This window comes from Kribbella sp. WER1, from assembly GCF_054189145.1.
Window position 1 is genome coordinate 7,922,909 of sequence record NZ_CM135186.1, and the last position, 14,362, is coordinate 7,937,270.

Sequence of the window (14,362 nt, forward strand, 5' to 3'; positions counted from 1 at the left end):
GCGGAGGTCGGTCCGATGCACTCGACTGAATCACCGAACCACCTTGCCGCCGGGCAAGTCACCCCGGCCGCGGACGCCGTGTCCGTGGTCGGGCGGGTCCTGGACGCGATCCCGTTCAACCGTGCCCACCGGCTGATCCTGGTCATGGTCCTGCTCGGCGCGTTCTTCGACGTCATGGAGGAGAACTCGCTGGGCGCCGTCGGCCCGGCACTGAAGTCGGTGTGGAACATCTCCACGCCCGAGCTCGCCTTCCTGCAGACCGTCACGATCGGCGCGATGATCATCGGCAAGATCGTCACCGGCGCGCTCGGCGACCACAAGGGCCGCCGGTTCGCGCTTGCCTTCAACCTCGCGATCTACTGCCTCGGCGCGCTGGTCTGCGCGCTCGCCCCCGGGTACGCCGTACTCGCGATCGGCCGGTTCATCGTCGGCGTCGGCCTCGGCGGCGAGATCGCGGCCGGGATGACGATGCTCAGCGAACTCGTGTCGACGAAGTACCGCGGCGCGGTCGTCGCGTCGCTGAACGTCGGCGCCGGCGGCTTCGGCAACGTGGTGTCGTTCGGCTTCGCGGCCGTCGTACTGGGGCCGCTCGGCAACTTTTTCGGTGGTCCGGCCAACAGTTGGCGGTGGATGTTCGGCCTGCTGGTGCTGCCCGCGCTGCTGGTGCTCGTGTACCGGCGGTACCTCCCGGAGACGCCGCGCTACCTGGCGTCCCGCGGCCGGCTCGACGAGGCGAACGGGGTACTCACCCGGCTCGCCAACGGGCGGCTGAAGGACCGGAGCGGGCCGGTCACGCCGTACATCCAGCACACCGGGACCGCGCCGGTGGTGGAGAAGGTCCGGCTGTCCGAGGTGTTCCGCGGTGTGCTGCTGCGGCGGACGGCGGCGCTCGCGGTGATCTCGTGGATGACCTTCGGCGCGCAGGTGACCGTGCTGGTACTGATGCCGACGATCCTCGTCGAGCAGGGGTACACGATCACCAAGAGTCTCGCGTTCACGATGGTGATGAACCTGGGCAGCCTGTTCGGTGCCGCCGCGGCGACCTGGGCGGCGCTCCGGCTGCCGCGCCGCGTGGTGATCACCGGCGGTGCCGTCGCGGCCTGCGCGGCCGCGCTCGCCTTCGGCTTCCTGGCGAAGTCGCCGGCGCTGGTGCTGATCCTCGGCGCGCTCTTCCAGTTCTTCGTGCTGCTGCTGAACAGCACGATCTTCGCGTGGGCTCCGGAGCTGTACCCGACCCGGGTCCGCGCGTTCGGCACCGCGATGGTGGCGGTCCAGGGCAATGTCGCCGGGGCGTTCGTCCCGATCGGCGCCGGACTGCTGCTCGACCACGCCGGAGTGGTCGCGGTGTTCGTCCTGATCGCCGCCATGTACTGCGTGATGGCGGTCGCGAGCCGGTTCGCGCCGGAGACGCACGGCCGCTCGCTCGAGGACATCAACTCGAACACAACCTCTGATTCGACCTCCCAAGGAGTCTGACCGATGACCCGCTTGCACGTGTCCGCCACCTCGCACTGGCCGAACTACCTCCCGGAGTACGTCGCCCGCGACCTCGGGTACTACGAGGCCGAGGGCCTGCAGTTCTCCCGGTCCGCGCCCGACGACTGGACGCAGGTACTGCGTGACCTCGAGGGCGGCAGCGCGGACGTCGTCCTCGGCGGCCTCTGGGTGCCGGCGATGTACCACGGCCGCGGCCGTGAGTACCGCGCCTTCGCGCAGCTGAACGCCCGTAACCCGAAGGCGCTGGTGACCCGTGAGCCGGTCACGGACTTCGAATGGAAGGACCTCGAGGGCAAGGTCGTACTCGCCCCGGGCGCCGGCGGCACCGCGCCGTTCGTGCACACCGCCGGACTGATGCGCGCGGCCGGTGTCGACATGGCGAAGGTGCGCTGGGTCCGCGACCTGTCAGGGTCGATGCTGACCGAGCTGTTCCTCGGCGGCATGGGCGACGCGTTGGTCACGGACCTGGTGAACGCGTCGTTCATGGAGCACCGCAAGGAGGCGTTCGTTGCCGTCCGCCACGATCGGGCCGGCGGGCTGATGCCGAACAGCGTGTACTACACCACCGACGACGTCCTCGCCCGGGACGACGAGCTGATCCCGCGGTTCTACCGCGCGCTGCAGAACGCGTACGACTGGCTGAAGGCGCACGAGGCCGCCGAGCTCACCGACCTGCTCGCCCGCGAGTGGCCGTCGCTGGACACCGGCGTCCTGGTGTCGATTGTCGACGATCTGCGCGCGAGCGGGATCTGGGACGACCTGCGGGTCAGTGCGGACGGGTACGCCGAGTGGATGCGGATCCTGGTCGAGGACGGCCTGCTCGACACGGCCCCGGCGTACGACGACCTGATCGCGGTGCTGCCATGAGCGTCGGCCGGCCGATCCTCGCGCTCAGCCGGGAGGAGATCGCCAAGACCCTCGAGATGCCGGACGTCATCGACGCGGTCGAGAAGGCGCACGCCGCGCTGTCGACCGGCGAGGCCGTGCAGGCGGAGCGGTCGACGGTCGAGGTTCCCGGCTGTACGACGTTGCTCGTGCCGATGACCGCGGCGATCGCGGCGCAGTCCGCGGGGATCAAGCTGCTCACCGACACCCCGGCCAACCGGGCGCGGCAGCTGCCGGTGCAGCAGTCGACGATCCTGCTGGTGGACCCGGAGACCGGGACCTGCGAGGCGATCCTCGACGGGCCGGCGCTGACCCTCTTCCGGACGGCGGCGGCGTCGGCGGTCGCGACCAAGCAGCTGGCGCGGTCGGCCGCGCGGGCGGTCGGCTTCGTGGGTGCGGGGGCGCAGGCTCGGGCGCATCTGGAGGCGCTGGCCTGTGTGATGACGGTCGAGCGGGTCGTGGTGTGGAGCAGGACAAAGGAGCGGGTCGACGGGTTCGCTGAGTATGCCCAGGACCGTGGTTATGACGTGGTCGTTGCCGAAGGCCCCGAAGGTGTGGTGCGGGCTGTCGATGTGTTGTGTACGTTGACGCCTTCGCGGGAGCCGATCGTGCGCGGGGAGTGGTTCGCGCCGGGGCTGCACGTGAACGCGGTCGGCGCGCCGCCGCGGCCGGACCACCGGGAGATCGACAGCGCCGGTGTTGCCCGGAGCAAGGTCGTCGTGGACAGCTACGACGTCGTCCGGCGGGAGTCCGGTGACGTGCTGATACCGCTCGCCGAGGGGCTGATCACCGCGGAGCACTTCGCCACCGAACTCGGCGACGTGGTCGCCGGCGTCCGGCCGGGACGGCGCACCGACGACGAGATCACGCTGTTCGACTCGGTCGGCCTCGGCCTGCAGGACATGGCCGCCGCCCGCCTGGCCGTCGACGCCGCCCGCCGCACCGGCCTCGGCGTCGAGCTACGCCTCAACTAGACGTGTGACCCGCCGCTCGCCGGGATCGAGACGGCGGGTCACACCCCACATCAGCGACAAGGAGCGACATGCCCACACCGAGCCCCGGATACTCGATCACCGCGCGGGTCGAGGCGCCGGCCGCACCGCACATCACCACCGCGCTGACCACCGCGATCGGCGCTGCCGGTGGTGCGTTGACCGCCCTCGACGTGGTGGAGTCGCGGGCCGACCGGATCGTCGTCGACGTCACCTGCGACGCGGTCGACGCGAACCACGCGGCCGCGCTGGAGAAGGCGCTCGGCGCGGTCGACGGTGTCGTCGTACGGAAGGTCAGCGACCGGACGTTCCTGCTGCACCTCGGCGGCAAGCTGACCGTCGTACCGAAGGTGCCGCTGAAGCACCGCGACGACCTGTCCCGCGCGTACACGCCCGGCGTCGCCCGGGTCTGCCAGGCGATCGCGGAGAACCCGGCCGACGCGCGCCGGCTGACGATCAAGCGGAACACGGTCGCGGTCGTCACCGACGGCTCGGCGGTCCTCGGCCTCGGCAACATCGGCCCGGCCGCGGCGCTGCCGGTGATGGAGGGCAAGGCCGCGCTGTTCCAGCAGTTCGCCGGCGTGGACGCCTGGCCGGTCTGCCTGGACACCCAGGACACCGACGCGATCGTCGAGATCGTCCGCGCGATCGCCCCGGTGTACGGCGGCGTGAACCTGGAGGACATCGCGGCGCCGCGCTGCTTCGAGATCGAGAAGCGGCTGCGGGAGCTGCTCGACATCCCGGTGTTCCACGACGACCAGCACGGTACGGCGATCGTCGTCCTGGCCGCGCTGCAGAACGCGCTGCGGGTGGTCGGCAAGCGGATCGAGGACGTCCGGATCGTGGTGTCCGGGGTCGGCGCGGCCGGTCACGCGATCATCCGGCTGCTCGCCGCGCAGGGCGCCCGGGAGATCGTCGGCTGCGGGCGGACCGGCGCGGTGCACTCGGGGCAGACGGGGCTGGACGAGTACCGCGGCTGGATCGCGGCGAACACGAATCCGCGCGGCGAGACCGGCACGCTGACCGACGTACTGCCCGGGGCGGACATCTTCATCGGCGTCTCCGGACCCGGCCTGCTGACCGGCGACGACATCGCCACGATGGCCGCCGGCGCGATCGTGTTCGCGCTCGCGAATCCGGATCCGGAGGTCGACCCGGCCGCGGCCGGTGAGCACGCCGCCGTGGTCGCGACCGGGCGGTCCGACTACCCGAACCAGATCAACAACGTGCTCGCGTTCCCCGGGTTCTTCCGCGGCATGCTGGACGCCGGCGCGCACGAGATCACCGACGCGGTGATGCTGGCCGCCGCGGACGCGATCGCGCATTCGGTGGCACCCGAGGAGCTGAACGCGACGTACATCGTCCCGAGCGTGTTCGACGCGGCCGTGGCACCCGCGGTCGCCGCGGCGGTTCGCCAGGCGGTGTCCCATGACTGACATCCGTACGCCGGAGGCCGTCGGGTTCGTGACCGCCCTGCACCGCGAATTCGGTGCCCGGCGCAACGAACTGCTGCGGGCCCGGCAGCTCCGGCGGGCCGAGGTGGCGCGCACCGGGCGGCTCGACTTCCTCCCGGAGACCGCCGCGGTCCGAGCCGGTGACTGGACGGTCGCCCCGGCGCCGGAGGACCTCCGCGACCGCCGCGTCGAGATGACCGGCCCGACCGACCGGAAGATGACGATCAACGCGCTGAACTCCGGCGCCCGGGTCTGGCTCGCCGACCAGGAGGACGCGAGTACGCCGCACTGGCACAACGTGATCGACGGCCAGGCCAACCTGTACGACGCGATCCGCCGGACGATCACGTACACCTCCGAGGCCGGCAAGGAGTACACGCTGGCCGCCGACCGGCGGCTGGCCACGATCGTGATGCGCCCGCGCGGCTGGCACCTGGACGAGCGCCATCTGCTCGTCGACGGCGAACCGGTCGCCGGAGCGCTCGTCGACTTCGGGCTGTACTTCTTCCACAACGCCGCCGAGCTGATCGCGCGGGGGAGCGGACCGTACTTCTACCTGCCGAAGCTCGAGAGTCATCTCGAGGCGCGGCTCTGGAACGACATCTTCGTCTTCGCCCAGGACCGCCTCGGCATCCCGCAGGGCTCGGTGCGGGCGACCGTCCTGATCGAGACCATCCCGGCGGCCTTCGAGATGGACGAGATCCTGTACGAACTGCGCGAGCACGCCTCCGGGCTGAACGCCGGCCGCTGGGACTACCTGTTCAGCGTGATCAAGTACTTCCGCGACTCCGGCCCCGACTTCGTGCTCCCGGACCGGAACGCGGTGACGATGACCGCTCCGTTCCTGCGCGCGTACACCCGGTTGCTGGTCCAGACCTGTCACCGCCGCGGCGCGTTCGCGATGGGCGGGATGGCCGCATTCATCCCGAGCCGCAAGGACCCGGAGGTGAACGAGATCGCGTTCGCCAAGGTCCGCGCGGACAAGCAGCGCGAGGCCGGCGACGGGTTCGACGGCTCCTGGGTCGCGCACCCGGACCTGGTGCCGATCTGCCGCGAGGTGTTCGACGGCGTCCTCGGCGACCGCCCGAATCAGCTGGACAAGCCGGTCGAGGACGTCGTGATCGCCGCGGCCGACCTGATCGACCTGCGGTCGACACCCGGGCAGCCGACCGAGGCCGGGCTGCGCAACAACGTCCGCGTCGGCCTGCTGTACCTCGAATCCTGGCTGCGCGGAAACGGTGCCGTCGGCATCGACAACCTGATGGAGGACGCCGCCACCGCCGAGATCGCGCGCTCGCAGATCTGGCAATGGCTGCACAACCAGGTGAAGCTGGACACGGGCGAGCAGGTCACGGCCGAGCTCGTCGAGCAGATCGTCGGCGACGAACTGGAGGCGATCCTGGAGTCCGTCGGCTCGGACACGTTCCGGGCCGGCCGGTTCGGCACCGCGCGGCGGATCTTCACCGACGTCGCGCTCGCCGACAGCTACCCCGACTTCCTCACGCTCCCGGCGTACGACGCCGTCCTGGAGGCAGAATGCGCATCCTGATCGCGAACGTGAACACGACCCGGGCGATGACCGAGACGATCCGGGCGTCCGCGGCGGCGTACGCGTCCGAGGGCACCGAGATCGTCGGCCTCACCCCGGACGTCGGCCCCGAATCCGTCGAGGGCAACTTCGAGAGCTACCTGGCCGCGGTCGCGGTGATGGACGCGGTCGTGCGGTACGACGAGAAGTACGACGCCGTGATCCAGGCCGGGTACGGCGAGCACGGGCGGGAGGGGCTGCAGGAGCTCCTCGACGTACCGGTCGTCGACATCACCGAGGCCGCCGCGCAGGTCGCGATGCTGGTCGGGCGGAGCTACTCGGTGGTGACCACGCTGGACCGGGCCGTACCGCAGATCGAGGACCGGCTGCTGCTCGCGGGCCTGTCCGCGCGCTGCGCCTCGGTCCGCGCGAGCGGTCTCGCCGTACTGGAACTCGAGGCCGACCCCGACCGGGCGGTCGACGCGATCGTCGAGCAGTCGGTCGCGGCGGTCACCCAGGACCGTGCCGAGGTGATCTGCCTGGGTTGCGGAGGAATGGCCGGTCTGGACCGCAAGGTCGCCGCGGCCACCGGAGTGCCGGTGGTGGACGGGGTGGCCGCGGCGGTCCAACTGGCGGAGTCGCTGGTCCGCCTCGGCCTCTCGACCAGCAAGGTCCGCACGTACGCCACGCCCCGCCCCAAAGCCATCAGCGGATGGCCGTTGTACCAGTAGGCACCACCCCGAGATCCCGGCTCGGTCGACGACAAGTCCCCTGCCAGTAGGAGGTCGGCCATGCACCCCTCGGATTTCCAAAGCACTGAAACACCTCGAACAGCCAACGGACGCCTGTCGGAGGTGATGGACCGGATCGGCTGGACCCGCGCGCACTGGGTCGTGGCCGGCCTGGTGCTGGCCGGGATGTTCTTCGACGCGCTCGAACAGGACACCACCGGCGCCATCACCGAGGGGCTCAAGGCCTCCTTCGGGATGGGCACCGCGGACCTCGCCTTCCTGAACACCGTGATGATCATCGGTGGTCTCGTCGGCCGGCTCGGCACCGGCTACCTCGCGGACCGCAAGGGCCGCCGGTACGCGCTCTCGTTCAACCTGCTGCTCTACACGCTCGGCGGCATCCTCAGCGCGGTCGCGCCGAACCAGACGTTCCTCGAGGTGTCCCGGTTCATCGTCGGGATCGGCCTCGGCGGCGAGTTCACCGTCGGCCTCGCGCTGGTCACCGAGATGGTCGCCACCAGGTACCGCGGCACCGTTGCCGCGTCGCTGAACATCGGCTCCGGCGGCGTCGGGAACTTCGTTGCCTTCGGCCTCTTCCTGATCGTGCTCGGCCCGCTGAACGACGTGCTCGGCGGAACCTCCGCGAGCTGGCGGTGGTTGTACGTGCTGCTCGCCGTCCCCGCCCTGCTGATCGTGTTCATCCGCCGGTACATGCCCGAGTCGCCGCGGTTCCTGCTCTCCAAGGGCAGACTGCAGGAGGCGAACGAGACGCTCACCGCGCTCGCGTCCGGCAAGCTCACCCGCAAGGGCCGCGGCCAGGTCACCGAGTACCTGACCTCGGCGGACATCCCGGACGTGGTCGGGCAGTCGGTCCCGCTGAAGGCGCTGGTGTCGGCCGGGTCGCTGCGCCGTACGGCGGCCATCGGGGTCGCATCGTGGATGTCGTTCGGTGCGCAGATCACCTTGCTGGTGCTGATGCCGAGCATTCTCGTTGCCCAGGGCTACAGCATCAGCTCCAGCCTCGGGTTCACGATGGTGATGAACCTCGGCAGCCTGCTCGGCGCGTGCGCCGCGGCGCTGGTCGCGCGCCACGTCGGCCGCCGGATCACTGTCGTGAGCGCGGCGGTGCTCGGCTGCGGGGCGGCGGTCGCGTTCGCCACCTTCGCCCACGGTACGACGCTGATCCTGCTGCTCGGCGGTACGTTCCAGTTCTTCGCGCTGCTGCTCAACACCACGCTCGCCGCCTGGTCGCCGGAGGTCTATCCGACCGAGGTCCGGGCGCTCGGCTGCTCGATCGTCAACGGGATCGGCAACGTGTCCGGTGCCGTGATGCCGCTGATCGCGGTCCCGGTCTTCGCCGCCTGGGGGATGAGCGGCGTGTTCCTGATGCTCGCGCTGATGTACGTCGTGCTCGCGATCGCCGCCCGGTTCGCACCGGAGACGTATCGGCTGTCGCTCGAGCAGATCAACCAGGCCCAGGTCTGAGAGAGGAAGTTTCCTGTGAGGAAGTACAGCACCCCGATCGACTACCGGCGGATGGAGTCCCTGCTCCGCGACTTCGAGCCGAGCTTCGACTTCGAGCCGGCCGCCCAGATCACCGAGGCGGAGTACGCCGACCGGATCGAGCGGCTCCGCCGGGAGGCGACCGTCGCCGGACTCGACGCGCTGCTCGTGCACGCCAGCCTGGTCGGCTGGTACCACACGTCGAACCCGTTCCTGCGGTACCTGTGCGACTGGATGCGGGAAGGGGTGCTGATCCTTCCGACCGACGCCGATCTCGAGCCCGAACTGCTGTCGTTCTGGACCGAGTCCGCGGTCGTGCCCCCGGGCGGCGAGCCGGTGCTGGTCGGCGACATCTGGCAGATCTCGCCGTTCGGCCGGGAGAGCGTGAACCGCCCGGGATCCCCGCTGCGGAAGACGATCGACGGCTGCGTCGGCGTCCTGCGGCGGCTCGGGCTCGCGGGCGGATCGCTCGGGCTGATCGGCGACGAGACCGCCGCGACGTTCTTCGCCGGACTGCGCGAGGAGCTGCCGCGGACGGCGTACACGAATGCCACCGACATGATCCTGCGGATGCAGCGGGTGCGGTCGGCGGCGGAGATCGACATCATCCGGTCGGCGGGCGAGCTGATCGGTATCGGATGGGAGGCGTTGTGCCACGTCGTACGGCCCGGCGTCACGGACTACGAGGCGTATGCGGCGTTCTCGTACGCGCAGCTGGCGCGCGGCGGGGAGACGGGTGACGGGTACCAGATCGGCGCGAACCGGTACGGCACGCTGTGCGGGAAGCCGTACGGGCATGTGCTCACCGAGGGCGACCTGCTCAACCTGTACATCTCGAACGTCACGTACCTCGGGTACTGCGCGCAGGCCGCGCGGATGCTGGTGGTCGGTACCGCGACGGCGCAGCAGGACGAGGTCCTGGAGATGACGGTCGACGCCGTACGGCGGGCCGAGGCGCTGATCCGGCCGGGCGTGAAGTTCAGCGAACTGCACGACGCGGCGTTCGAGGCGTACGTAGAGCGCGGGTACCTCAAGTCGAAGGAGACCCGGACGATGCCGTTCAACTGGGAGGCGATGCCGGACGGGTCGCCGCGGCAGGTGAAACGGCAGTACGTCGAGGACGCGGACTGGGAGGCCCAGGGCCGGCGGCTGATGCACGTCTGGCCGGCCGCACCCGGGCCGCACAACCCGAACCTCGGGCATGCGATCGGGATGCCGAAACTCCCGCAGTACAACGTCGCCTCGCACAACACCGACCGGATGGAACCGGGCATGGTGTTCGTCCTGCACGCGCAGTGGGTCGACCCGCTCGTCGCCGGATCGAACCTCGGCGACCTGTACGTCGTGACCGAGGACGGCTACGAGAACCTCACCCGCCGGACATCCGTCGAGGCCTACCGAACGGAGATCACCGCATGACCACGCTCCGACTCAGCTCGATGGCGCACGGGCTCAACTACCTCCCGGAGTACGTCGCGCGCGGCAACGGGATCTTCGCCGCGCACGGGATCGAGGTGCCGTACACGCTGCACGACCCGTGGGACGGGATCATGCACTCGCTCGCCGACGGGACCGCCGACGTGGCGCTCGGCGGGGTGTGGGTGCCGGCGATGTACTCCGGGCGCGGGAAGGACTTCGTCGCGATCGCACAGCTGAACGACCGGTTCCCGATGTGCATCGTGACCCGGGAGCGGGTCGACGGGTTCGAGCTGTCCTGGCTGCGCGACCGCACGATCCTGGTCCCCGGCCAGGGCGGCACGGCACCGGCCGAGTTCACCCGCGGACTGATGCGCGAGGCGGGCCTCGACCCGTGGCAGACCCGCTTCGCCCACGACCTGTCGATGCCGATGCTGTACGACCTGTTCGTCGGCGGCCTCGGCGACGCCTTCCTCACCGACCTCGTCACCGCCCTGGAACTGCAGCGCGCCGGGCTTGCGTACATCGCGTACCTGCACGCCGAGCGCGGCGGCCGGATGCCGAACAGCGTGTACTACGTACTCCGCGAACGGCTCGACGAGCTCACGCCCGCGCTCGTCCCGTTCGTGCAGTCGATCGACCAGGCCATGCAGCAACTCCGCGACGGCACGGTCACCGACCTCACCGGGCTGTTCGCCGCCGAATGGCCGACCGCGGACCCGTCCACCCTCCTGGCCGCGACCGAGCTGCTGATCAAGCACGGAGTGTGGAACACCGCCCGGGTGGACCGAGCCGCCCTCGAACGCTGGACCGGCATCCTGCACACCGCCGGCCTCACCGTCGAGCACGTGAAGTACGACGACATCATCGACAGCCGGGCGATGTAGTACCCGGTGGGGTCGCGCGACAAGCAATAGCTTGTTCCGCGACCCCGCCACGTGTTCAGCGGGTGATGCGGTCGACGCGGTGGCCCGTGTGGTCGAAGAGGTGGATCTGGGTGGTGTCCAGGGCCAGGTGGACCCGGGCGCCGCGTTGGAGTTCGGTGTCGACCGGGAGTTCGACGACGAGGTCGGCGCGGCGGTGGGTCGGGCCGTGGTGCTCGGGCTCGGGGACGGGCGGGGCGCCGAGGCCGAGTCGGGCGCGGACGCGGGCGAGGAGCGACAGGCCCGGGTCCGCGGCCGGGACGGCGTGCGCTGGGGTGGGGCGGCCGATGCGGTCCGGGTCGGCGACCTCGATGCCGCACTGGACGAACGCGATCGACTGCTGCCCGTGGAACTCGAACGCCCGGATCGTCCCGGTCAGCTGGTTCGGGGCGTCCTCGGTGGTGATCAGGCTGAACGCGTTCGACCGGGCGCCGACGATCACCGGCGCGCCGTGGTGGTGCCGCAGGATCAGCGAACGGCGGTCGGTCGGGTCGAGGCCGATCGACTGGCCGCCGAGCTCGAGCCGGACCCGGTGGTGGGCGGTCACGTTCACGGTCGCGGCGAGCAGGTTGATCCGCGGCGTCCCGAGGAAGCCTGCCACGAACGCGGTCGCCGGGTCGTTGTAGACCTGGGTCGGCGTCCCGACGTCCTCGATCCGGCCGTCGCGCATCACCGCGATCCGGTCCGCGAGCGTCAGCGCCTCGACCTGGTCGTGGGTGACGTACAGCGTGGTGACGTTCAGGTCGCGGGTCATCGCGCCGATCTCCTGCCGGAGCTCGGTCCGCATGGTGGCGTCCAGGTTCGACAGCGGCTCGTCGAGCAGGAACACCTCCGGCCGCCGGACCAGCGCCCGCCCGATCGCGACCCGCTGCCGCTGGCCGCCGGACAGCGTCCGCGGCATCCGGTCCAGCACCGACTCGATGCTGAGGATCTGCGCCAGCCCGGCCGCGGTCGTGCCCGCCTCGGCGTCGCCCTGCCCGGCGATCTGCAGCGGGAACATGATGTTCTCCTGGACCGTCCGGTTCGGGTACAGCGCGCCGGTCTGGAACACCATCGCCACGCCGCGCTCCCGCGGCGCCAGCTGGGTACCGTTGGTCCGCCCGAACCAGACCTCACCCTCGGTCACCCGCTCCAGGCCCGCGATCATCCGCAGCAGCGTGGTCTTCCCGCACCCGGACGGCCCGAGCAGCACCATGAACTCGCCGTCGCCGATCTCCAACGAGAGCTCGTCGACGGCCACGTGTTCGTCCTCGAACACCTTGGACACCGCGTCGAGCCGGATCGCCGTCATGTACGCCTTATACGGGACGTACGGGGCCACCGGCAAGAACTACTGCATGTAGATGCAGCTTGTTGCTGAATGCTTGACTGTTGCTGCAGGCAATTAACTGGTGATGGTTGAGCCGTTGACGACCACCGTGCTCAGGGTGCCCAGCGGGCTCCCCGGGCTCGGCGCGAACACCAGGAGATCGGCGCGGGCCTCCGGCTCGAGGCGCCCCCGATCGTGCAGGCCCAGCAGCTCGGCAGGGGTACGGGTGGCCATCGTCACGGCGACCTCCAGCGGCAGGTGGTTCGTCGCCCACCGGAGGCAGTCGAGCAGCGAGGCGCCGCTGCCGGCCAGGTACGGCGTACCGGTCAGCCGGAGGCCGCCGTCGGGCGTGACGGTGACGGCGCCGCCGACCGCGGTCTGGTAGTCACCGGGAGCGCACCCGGCCAGCGCGGCCGCGTCGCTGGTGAGGACGCAGCGGCCGGCGCCCTTCGCGCGGACCAGGGCGGCGAACGTGTCCGCCGGCAGATGGTGGCCGTCGGCAATCAATCCGGCGGTCAGCCTGTCCTCGGTGAGCTGGGCCCAGATCGGGTTGTGATGCCGGTCGATCTGCGCCGGCAACCCGTTGCCGAGATGCGTCGACAACCGCCCGCCGGCGGCCGCGAACGCGTGCACCTCGGCGGCACTCGCCAGCGAATGACCGACCGACGGCACGATGTCCTGAGCGGCGAGGTGCCGGGTGAACTCGATCGCTCCGGTGCGTTCGGGTGCCACCGTCATGATCGCGATCGCCCCGTCGGCGGCCGCCTGCCAGCGGTCGAACTCGGCCGCGTCCGGGTCCCGGATGACGGCCGGGTCGTGGGCACCGCGCGCGCCTTCCACGGACGAGATGTACGGACCTTCCAGATGCAGTCCCGGTACGCCGTACCGCACGACCGGGTCGTTCGCCCGGGCGGCGGCGGCCGTCCGGACGAGGGTGGTCGTGGTGGCGTCGTCGGCGGAGATGATCGTCGGGTAGACCGTGGTCACGCCCTGCGCCCAGAGTGCCCGGACCAGCGCGGGCAGTGCGTCGGCCGCCGGGTCGTTGACGTCCAGTCCGGCGTACCCGTTGAGCTGGATGTCGACCAGGCCGGGGATCAGCAGCAGGTCCGGGGCCGCCGGGTGGTCGGCGACCTCCTCGATGCCGGCCGCGGAGTACCGCACCCGCACGCCGCGGCCCGCCGCCGTACGGCCTTCCAGCACCTCACTCGTCACAGTGCGCCTCCACAGGCTCGGGGTTCCGGACCAGATAACTACATCTTGGGACTGACGGCAAAACCTGCTAGTTTGCTGCAAACGTTTGTAGCCTACCCGCCCGTCCCGAGGAGCGCATAGTGCCTGTCACCCAGATCGAGGACCTCCGCCTCGAAGTCTTCGCCGCCACCGCGGACATGGCCGCCGCGGCCGCCGCCGGTACCGCCGAACTGCTCACCCGCGCGGTCGCCGAGCGCGGCGCCGCCCGGGTCGTGATCGCCACCGGCAACTCGCAGCTCGCCTTCGTCACCGCCCTGACCGGGTACGACGTGCCGTGGTCGAAGATCACCGTCTTCCACATGGACGAGTACGTCGGGATCGACGCGAACCACCCGGCCTCGTTCCGGCGCTGGATCCGGGAGCGGATCGCGGGGCCGTTCGGCCCGGCCCGGGTCGAGTACATCGACGGCGAGGCGGCCGACGTCGAGGCCGAGTGCGCGCGGTACGAGGCGCTGCTCCGAGCCGCGCCGATCGACCTGACCTGTATGGGGATCGGCGAGAACGGGCACCTCGCGTTCAACGAGCCCGGGCAGGCCGACTTCGCCGACCCGCGGTGGGTCAAGCAGATCACGCTGACCCCGGAGTCGCTCCAGCAGCAGGTCGGCGAGGGGCACTTCCCGGACGTCGACGCCGTACCGCCGACGGCGATCTCGCTGACGGTTCCGGCGTTGCTCAGCGCCCGGTCGGTGCAGGTCGTCGCGCCCGAGCAGCGCAAGGCGGCCGCCGTCCGCAACACGCTCACGCTGCCGATCGACGCCACCTGCCCGTCCACGATCCTGCGCCGTACCCCGCACGCCAAGCTCTACCTGGACGGCGCCTCCGCCGGCGACTCCCGCGACCTCCTCCCCGCCACCGCCTGACCCCACCATCCCC

Annotated in this window: 12 protein-coding genes; 10 read left to right on the forward strand and 2 right to left on the reverse strand. The window is 70.7% G+C overall.

Features of this window, described 5'->3' with window-relative positions; genetic code table 11:
• Positions 1 to 15 precede the first annotated feature (15 nt).
• The 9 genes from ACXJJ3_RS38660 to ACXJJ3_RS38700 all read left to right on the forward strand — a co-directional run bounded on the left by ACXJJ3_RS38660 (position 16) and on the right by ACXJJ3_RS38700 (position 10,893).
• Entirely contained in the window at positions 16 to 1,476 is a 1,461-nt protein-coding gene (locus ACXJJ3_RS38660; RefSeq protein ID WP_458166931.1) for an MFS transporter, read from the forward strand.
• Between the two features lie 3 nt (positions 1,477 to 1,479).
• On the forward strand, positions 1,480 to 2,364 hold the full coding sequence (locus ACXJJ3_RS38665) for an ABC transporter substrate-binding protein (RefSeq protein ID WP_458166932.1): 885 nt from the start codon (positions 1,480 to 1,482) through the stop codon (positions 2,362 to 2,364).
• Positions 2,361 to 3,356 (forward strand): ornithine cyclodeaminase family protein, encoded by a 996-nt coding sequence (locus tag ACXJJ3_RS38670; protein WP_458166935.1) that lies wholly within the window; start codon positions 2,361 to 2,363, stop codon positions 3,354 to 3,356. The genes ACXJJ3_RS38665 and ACXJJ3_RS38670 overlap by 4 nt, the downstream gene beginning before the upstream one ends.
• 68 nt (positions 3,357 to 3,424) lie before the next feature.
• Positions 3,425 to 4,810 (forward strand): malic enzyme-like NAD(P)-binding protein, encoded by a 1,386-nt coding sequence (locus ACXJJ3_RS38675; RefSeq protein ID WP_458166936.1) that lies wholly within the window; start codon positions 3,425 to 3,427, stop codon positions 4,808 to 4,810.
• Positions 4,803 to 6,377, forward strand: coding sequence for a malate synthase A (gene aceB, locus ACXJJ3_RS38680; protein ID WP_458166937.1), 1,575 nt, complete (start codon positions 4,803 to 4,805; stop codon positions 6,375 to 6,377). Before ACXJJ3_RS38675 ends, aceB begins: the two co-directional genes overlap by 8 nt.
• Positions 6,365 to 7,087 carry an aspartate/glutamate racemase family protein gene (locus tag ACXJJ3_RS38685; RefSeq protein WP_458166938.1) on the forward strand — a complete coding sequence of 241 codons (723 nt, stop codon included), beginning with the start codon at positions 6,365 to 6,367 and terminating at the stop codon, positions 7,085 to 7,087. The genes aceB and ACXJJ3_RS38685 overlap by 13 nt, the downstream gene beginning before the upstream one ends.
• A 126-nt stretch (positions 7,088 to 7,213) precedes the next feature.
• Positions 7,214 to 8,572: an MFS transporter gene (locus ACXJJ3_RS38690; RefSeq protein WP_458166939.1), complete on the forward strand. Its 1,359-nt coding sequence runs from the start codon at positions 7,214 to 7,216 to the stop codon at positions 8,570 to 8,572.
• A gap of 15 nt (positions 8,573 to 8,587) precedes the next feature.
• Positions 8,588 to 10,009 carry a M24 family metallopeptidase gene (locus ACXJJ3_RS38695; RefSeq protein ID WP_458166941.1) on the forward strand — a complete coding sequence of 474 codons (1,422 nt, stop codon included), beginning with the start codon at positions 8,588 to 8,590 and terminating at the stop codon, positions 10,007 to 10,009.
• Positions 10,006 to 10,893, forward strand: a complete 888-nt coding sequence (locus tag ACXJJ3_RS38700) for an ABC transporter substrate-binding protein (protein ID WP_458166942.1) — start codon at positions 10,006 to 10,008, stop codon at positions 10,891 to 10,893. Before ACXJJ3_RS38695 ends, ACXJJ3_RS38700 begins: the two co-directional genes overlap by 4 nt.
• A 55-nt stretch (positions 10,894 to 10,948) precedes the next feature.
• Here ACXJJ3_RS38700 and ACXJJ3_RS38705 read toward each other — a convergent pair whose 3' ends face one another.
• Together ACXJJ3_RS38705 and ACXJJ3_RS38710 are read right to left on the reverse strand one after the other, a co-directional pair.
• A complete protein-coding gene (locus ACXJJ3_RS38705; protein WP_458166943.1) occupies positions 10,949 to 12,220 on the reverse strand; it encodes an ABC transporter ATP-binding protein in 1,272 nt (423 codons plus the stop codon).
• Between the two features lie 93 nt (positions 12,221 to 12,313).
• Positions 12,314 to 13,450, reverse strand: coding sequence for an N-acetylglucosamine-6-phosphate deacetylase (locus tag ACXJJ3_RS38710; RefSeq protein WP_458166944.1), 1,137 nt, complete (start codon positions 13,448 to 13,450; stop codon positions 12,314 to 12,316).
• A 119-nt stretch (positions 13,451 to 13,569) separates the two neighbouring features.
• Between ACXJJ3_RS38710 and ACXJJ3_RS38715 the strand changes: the two genes are divergently transcribed.
• Positions 13,570 to 14,349 (forward strand): glucosamine-6-phosphate deaminase, encoded by a 780-nt coding sequence (locus ACXJJ3_RS38715; protein WP_458166945.1) that lies wholly within the window; start codon positions 13,570 to 13,572, stop codon positions 14,347 to 14,349.
• The last annotated feature ends 13 nt before the right edge of the window (positions 14,350 to 14,362 follow it).

Coding starts and splice junctions, on each gene's coding strand:
- ACXJJ3_RS38660 (WP_458166931.1), top strand. CDS start 16: ATGCACTCGACTGAATCACCGAACCACCTTGCCGCCGGGCAAGTCACC.
- ACXJJ3_RS38665 (WP_458166932.1), top strand. CDS start 1,480: ATGACCCGCTTGCACGTGTCCGCCACCTCGCACTGGCCGAACTACCTC.
- ACXJJ3_RS38670 (WP_458166935.1), top strand. CDS start 2,361: ATGAGCGTCGGCCGGCCGATCCTCGCGCTCAGCCGGGAGGAGATCGCC.
- ACXJJ3_RS38675 (WP_458166936.1), top strand. CDS start 3,425: ATGCCCACACCGAGCCCCGGATACTCGATCACCGCGCGGGTCGAGGCG.
- aceB (WP_458166937.1), top strand. CDS start 4,803: ATGACTGACATCCGTACGCCGGAGGCCGTCGGGTTCGTGACCGCCCTG.
- ACXJJ3_RS38685 (WP_458166938.1), top strand. CDS start 6,365: ATGCGCATCCTGATCGCGAACGTGAACACGACCCGGGCGATGACCGAG.
- ACXJJ3_RS38690 (WP_458166939.1), top strand. CDS start 7,214: ATGGACCGGATCGGCTGGACCCGCGCGCACTGGGTCGTGGCCGGCCTG.
- ACXJJ3_RS38700 (WP_458166942.1), top strand. CDS start 10,006: ATGACCACGCTCCGACTCAGCTCGATGGCGCACGGGCTCAACTACCTC.
- ACXJJ3_RS38705 (WP_458166943.1), bottom strand. CDS start 12,220: ATGACGGCGATCCGGCTCGACGCGGTGTCCAAGGTGTTCGAGGACGAA.